The sequence below is a fragment of the Actinomadura sp. HBU206391 genome (assembly GCF_014323665.1).
Taxonomy (GTDB): domain Bacteria; phylum Actinomycetota; class Actinomycetes; order Streptosporangiales; family Streptosporangiaceae; genus Actinomadura_C.
Map to the genome: position 1 here is coordinate 1 of NZ_JABVEB010000317.1, position 5609 is coordinate 5609.

The 5609-nt window shown below is 70.5% G+C and carries 6 protein-coding genes and 1 pseudogene; 5 read left to right on the plus strand and 2 right to left on the minus strand.

Annotated features, from left to right (window positions below; all coding sequences use genetic code 11):
• Positions 1-176: 176 nt before the first annotated feature.
• The 3 genes and pseudogenes from HKK72_RS41815 to HKK72_RS35210 all read left to right on the plus strand — a co-directional run bounded on the left by HKK72_RS41815 (position 177) and on the right by HKK72_RS35210 (position 1852).
• Positions 177-593: an ABC transporter permease gene (locus tag HKK72_RS41815; protein WP_261987508.1), complete on the plus strand. Its 417-nt coding sequence runs from the start codon at positions 177-179 to the stop codon at positions 591-593.
• A 54-nt stretch (positions 594-647) separates the two neighbouring features.
• Positions 648-1001 (plus strand): annotated as a pseudogene (locus HKK72_RS41820) (ABC transporter permease); the annotation flags it as partial.
• The gene (locus HKK72_RS35210) at positions 974-1852 is read left to right on the plus strand and encodes an ABC transporter ATP-binding protein (RefSeq protein WP_261987509.1); all 879 of its coding nucleotides are present in this window, start codon (positions 974-976) and stop codon (positions 1850-1852) included. The pseudogene HKK72_RS41820 and the gene HKK72_RS35210, both read left to right, overlap by 28 nt.
• Here the strand turns inward: HKK72_RS35210 and HKK72_RS43020 are convergent.
• Positions 1830-2102, minus strand: coding sequence for a hypothetical protein (locus HKK72_RS43020; RefSeq protein ID WP_222721543.1), 273 nt, complete (start codon positions 2100-2102; stop codon positions 1830-1832). The genes HKK72_RS35210 and HKK72_RS43020 overlap by 23 nt on opposite strands.
• Here HKK72_RS43020 and HKK72_RS35215 point away from each other — a divergent pair.
• Complete coding sequence (locus HKK72_RS35215) at positions 2007-2741, plus strand: LLM class flavin-dependent oxidoreductase (protein WP_222721544.1); 735 nt, start codon at positions 2007-2009, stop codon at positions 2739-2741. The genes HKK72_RS43020 and HKK72_RS35215 overlap by 96 nt on opposite strands.
• 239 nt (positions 2742-2980) lie before the next feature.
• Complete coding sequence (thrS, locus tag HKK72_RS35220) at positions 2981-4951, plus strand: threonine--tRNA ligase (RefSeq protein WP_187238736.1); 1971 nt, start codon at positions 2981-2983, stop codon at positions 4949-4951.
• A 58-nt stretch (positions 4952-5009) separates the two neighbouring features.
• Here thrS and HKK72_RS35225 read toward each other — a convergent pair whose 3' ends face one another.
• Positions 5010-5417 carry a DUF5709 domain-containing protein gene (locus tag HKK72_RS35225; protein ID WP_187238737.1) on the minus strand — a complete coding sequence of 136 codons (408 nt, stop codon included), beginning with the start codon at positions 5415-5417 and terminating at the stop codon, positions 5010-5012.
• Positions 5418-5609: the final 192 nt, after the last annotated feature.

Sequence of the window (5609 nt, forward strand, 5' to 3'; positions counted from 1 at the left end):
CCCGCCCTGGCCGGAACGCCTCTGGCGGGAACCGCCGGCCGGAACGGCCCGGAAAAGGCGGCTCGGACGGCTGGGCATCGGCGCATTGTCGATCTAACCTATTGATTTAGTAGGGATAGCTCCTCGACACCTCCTCGACACCTCCTCGACACCTCCTCGGCAAAGGGGCCTCGCTCGTGTCCGCACCCTCCCTGGATCTCGCGCGCCCTCGGCAACGGGCGCGCCGCAAACCCCCGGCCGTCCCGTCGCGGGCGGTGCTGCGGCGACTCGCAAGCCCGCTCGTGCTCCTCGCGCTGTGGCAGCTCGCCAGCAGTACGGGACTGCTGCCCGAACGGCTGCTCGCCGCTCCTGACAAGATCGCCTCAGCGGGGCTGGATCTGCTTCGCGACGGCACCCTCGCCAGTGCGATCGGCGTCTCGCTGCGACGGGCCGCCACCGGGTTCCTCATCGGCGCGGTGATCGGCGTGGGGCTCGCCCTCGTGGCCGGGCTCAGCCGGATCGGCGAGAACGCCGTGGACCCGCCGATGCAGATGCTGCGCGCTGCCGCTGTTCGGCCTGATCCCGCTGTTCATCCTCTGGTTCGGGATCGGTGAGACCCCCAAGATCGCGCTGGTCGCCTTCGGTGTCGCCTTCCCCTCTACCTCAACACCTTCTCGGGGATTCGCCGTGTCGACGGCAAGCTCGCCGAGGTCGGCCAGGTGCTCCGCCTCGGCCGGTTCGCCCTCATCCGGCACATCGTCCTGCCCGGCGCGCTGCCGCAGGCGCTGGTCGGGCTGCGGCAGAGCCTCGGGGTCGCCTGGCTGGCCCTGATCGTGGCGGAACAGATCAACGCCAACAATGGCCTCGGCTTCATGATCAACGACGCCCGCGAGTTCCTTCGCACGGACATCGTCGTGCTGGGCCTGCTGGTGTACGCGCTGCTCGGGCTTGGTACAGACGCGATCGTCCGGTTTCTGGAGAGGAGGGCCCTCGCATGGCGACGCGGATTCCTGGGCCGGTGACCGGCACGGCGGCACAGAGCGGCATGGCGGCACAGAGCGGCACGGCGGCACAGAGCGGCACGGCGGCCCGGAATGACACGACGGCGCGGTCGGGCATCGCGGCGCGGAAAGGCACGACGGCGTCCACCGGCCGGTCCTCCGATGGCGGCCCCGTGGCGCGCACCGCCGCGCTGACCAAGACGTTCGGTGCGCGGACCGTGCTGGACGGCGTCGATCTGGAGATCGGGCAAGGGGAGTTCGTCGCCCTCCTCGGGCGCAGCGGCTCGGGCAAGTCCACGCTGCTGAGGGCGCTCGCCGGCCTGGACCGTGACACGGGCGGCGAACTCGCCGTGCACGGCACCGTCGCCGTCGTCTTCCAGGAGCCCCGGCTGGTGCCGTGGAGGAAGGTGTGGGCCAACGTGGCCCTCGGGCTGCGAGTTTCCGAGCCCCGCCGGGCGGCCGAGGCGGCTCTCGCGGAGGTCGAACTGGGCGAACGCTCCGAGGCCTGGCCGCTCACGCTCTCCGGCGGCGAGGCACAGCGCGCCTCGCTCGCCCGCGCTCTCGTTCGCGAACCCGGCCTGCTGCTGCTCGACGAGCCGTTCAGCGCGCTCGACGCGCTCACCCGGATCACCATCCACCGGCTGGTCCTCGACCTGTGGAGCCGGCACGGCCCCGGCATCCTGCTCGTCACCCACGGCGTCGACGAGGCGCTGCTGCTCGCCGATCGCGTGCTCGTCCTGGACGGCGGCCGGATCGCGCACGAGTCCCGGGTCGACCTACCCCGCCCCCGGCACCGCGACCACCCCGACCTGATCGACCTCCGCTCCGCCCTGCTCACCCAGCTCGGTGTCACTCCCGAAGGAACGGCATGACCAACGGCACGATCAACGGCACGACCAGACGGCTCAGAACGCTCATCGCCGCCCTCGTCCTCACGGCGGTGACCGCCGCCGCGTGCGGTGACGGCGACGACTCGGCGGACGACTCGGCGGAGAGTCGGTCGAACAGCGCCGCTTCGGCGACCACCTGCCGCACGCCGAGCGGTACGCGCGCACCGACGAGTTCCTGTCCGTCGTCCGTGGCGCGTGGACCGGTGAGCGGTACGACTTCGACGGCGCGCACTACCAGGTCGAGGGCGCCCTGGTGGCAGAGCCGCCGGACCCGCTGCCGGAGGTGTACTTCGGCGGCTCCTCCGAGCCGGCCGGCACGGTCGCGGCGCGTCACGTCGACGTGTACCTGAGGTGGGGCGAGCCGCCGGAACGGGTCGCTGAGAAGATCACGTGGATCCGCAAGCTCGCCGACGAGCAGGGGCGCGCCATGCGGTTCGGCATCCGGCTGCACACCATCAGCCGGGACAGTGGCAAGGAGGCGTGGGCGGTCGCCGGCCGGCTGCTCGACGACCTCGACCCGGCCCACATCGCACAGGCCCAGAAGGCGCTGGCCGCCAGCGACTCCGTCGGCCAGCGGCGGATGCGCGAGCTGCACGCGGACTTCAGGGGCGGCGGGTCCTCGCACGACCTGGAGATCTACCCGAACCTCTGGGCGGGCGTGGGCCTCGTGCGCGGGGGAGCGGGGACGGCGCTCGTGGGCAGCCACGAGCAGGTCGCCGACCGGATCGAGGAGTACGCGGAGCTCGGCATCGAGGAGCTCATCTTCTCCGGCTACCCGCACCTGGAGGAGGCGTACTGGTTCGGGGAGGGCGTCCTGCCCGAACTCCGCCGGCGCGGCATCGCCGCACCCACCGGCCCGGCCGTCCGGTAGCATGGGAGCATGGCAGCGATGTTGGAGACGACCACGCCGGGCATCGCCCGGCGCACCGTCCGCACACGCTGATCCATCCGAGCACTGCGGTGGAGGCCCCGGGAGCGATCCCGGGGCCTCCCGGCTTTCCGGATCGCTCCCGGCCCGAGAGGAGCAGGTGATGGAGCCGGTAGCGTCAGATGTCGAGCCCGAATCGATAACATCAGACCCCAGCATCCCTTCGCGATCAAGGAGTTCCCGTGTCCACCGTGTCTGAGCTACGCATCACCCTCGACGGCAGCGAGCGAGTGGTGGCGGCCGGCACGACCGCCGGGGACGCCCTGCAGGCCGACGGCAGGTCGGTCATCGCCGCCCGGGTCAACGGCGAGCCGCGCGACCTGGCCCACGAGGTCCGTGAGGGCGACGCGGTCGAGCCGATCGAGGTCGGCTCGGGCGACGGCCGCGCGATCCTGCGGCACTCCACCGCGCACGTGATGGCCCAGGCCGTACAGGAGCTCTTCCCCGAGGCCAAGCTCGGCATCGGGCCCCCGGTCGAGAACGGGTTCTACTACGACTTCGACGTCGAGACTCCCTTCACCCCCGATGACCTCAAGCGCATCGAGAAGCGGATGCGCGAGATCGTCAAGCAGGGGCAGCTGTTCTCCCGCCGGGTGGTCTCCGACGACGCCGCCCGTGCGGAACTCGCCGCCGAGCCGTACAAACTGGAGCTCATCGGTCTCAAGGGCGGCCAGAGCGACGACGACGAGGCGGGCGTCGAGGTGGGCGGCGGTGAGCTGACCATCTACGACAACCTCGACGCCAAGACCGGCGACCTGCGCTGGAAGGACCTCTGCCGCGGGCCGCACCTCCCGGCCACCCGGCAGATCCCGGCCTTCAAGCTCATGCGGTCAGGGGGCGCCTACTGGCGGGGCAGCGAGAAGAACCCGCAGCTGCAGCGCATCTACGGCACCGCGTGGGAGTCCCGCGACAAGCAGGACGAATACCTCAAGATGCTCGAGGAGGCCGAGAAGCGCGACCACCGCAAGCTCGGCACCGACCTGGATCTGTTCTCCTTCCCCTCGGAGATCGGCGGCGGGCTCGCCGTCTGGCATCCCAAGGGCGGCATCGTCCGCAAGGTCATGGAGGACTACTCCCGGCGGCGGCACGAGGAGGACGGCTACGAGTTCGTGGTCACCCCGCACATCGCCAAGTCGACGCTGTTCGAGGTCTCCGGGCACCTCGGCTGGTACGCCGACGGCATGTACCCCCCCATGGAGATGGACGGGGCGGCGTACTACCCCAAGCCGATGAACTGCCCCATGCACATCATGATCTACAAGGCCCGGGGCAAGTCCTACCGGGAGCTGCCGCTGCGGCTCTTCGAGCTGGGCACCGTCTACCGGTTCGAGAAGTCCGGAGTGCTGCACGGGCTGACCCGGGCCCGCGGCTTCACCCAGGACGACGCGCACATCTTCTGCACTCCCGACCAACTGAACGCCGAACTGGCCAGCCTGCTGAAGTTCGTCGTCGGGCTGCTCCGCGACTTCGGGCTCACCGACTTCGAAGCCGAGCTGGCCACCCGCCCGGAGAAGTTCGTCGGCGAGCCGGAGGAGTGGGAGAAGGCGGAAGCGGCGCTGGAGTACGCGCTCAAGCAGGAGGGCATCCCCTACGTCGTCGCCGAGGGCGAGGGCGCCTTCTACGCACCCAAGATCGACGTGCACATTCGCGACGCCATCGGCCGCCGCTGGCAGCTGTCCACCCTGCAGGTGGACTTCCAGCTGCCGCAGCGGTTCGACATGGAATTCCAGGCCGACGACGGCTCGCGGCAGCGCCCGTACATGATCCATCGGGCGCTGTTCGGATCGGTGGAGCGCTTTTTCGCGATCCTGCTCGAGCACTACGCCGGTGCGCTGCCGCCATGGCTGGCGCCGGTGCAGGTCGTCGGAATCCCGATCTCCGACGACCACATCACCCATCTGGAGAAGGTGGCCGCGATGCTGCGCGAGCGCGGGATCCGGGTCGAGGTCGACACCTCGGCCGACCGGATGCAGAAGAAGATCCGCAACGCCCAGAAGCAGAAGGTCCCGTACATGCTGCTCGCCGGTGACGATGACGTGGCGAGCGACGCGGTGTCGTTCCGCTACCGCAGCGGGGAGCAGAACAACGGCGTCGCCATCGACACCGCCGTGGCCGAGATCGTCAAGGCCGTCGGGGACCGCGTCCAGATCTGACCGCACCCTGTGCGGTGAGCGGAGTGGGCCGGGCTGGTCGTGCCGCGTTCAAGGGCGGTCAGTCCGGCTCGTCCTCCACTCGCATGGCCCGCTCCTCGGCGGAGTAGCCCCCGCCGTCCGGGCCCACGTCGCGGGCCACGGACTCGCTCTCGGCGTCCGGCCGGGCGCCTTCGTCGTCCTCGACGATGCGGCCCGCGGGGTGGGACCGCCGCTCAACGTCGGCGTCGTCCCAGCTGACCTCGGCCTCGGGTCGCTCGCGGCTCAACCGCTCCCCGAGCGGCTCGCCCCGGCGCTGCTCCTCGGCGGTCGTACCGAACTCGTCCACGGTGATCGACTCTTCGCCGGGGAGCGGGGCGCCCTGGGGATCGTCGCTCCACGCTCGCTCGGGAAAGCCGTTCTGCAGGTCCGGGATCCCCTGATCCTCCAGTTCCGAGTAGGGATCCGGCTCGGGAACACGCCGCGCCATGACAAGCCTCCTCCTCATCGGGCGGGCTGTCGCCGCCGTTCTGCGTCGCGCCACGTCTCGCTGACGTCCCTACCCGCCCGGCGCGGAACATGTGCGCAATCGCCCACGCCGTGGCCACCGGTGCTCTTGGTAATCTCGATGATCCCGACATCGGAGAGAGATCAGGATGAAGCTCGGCGTGCTCGGCTATGG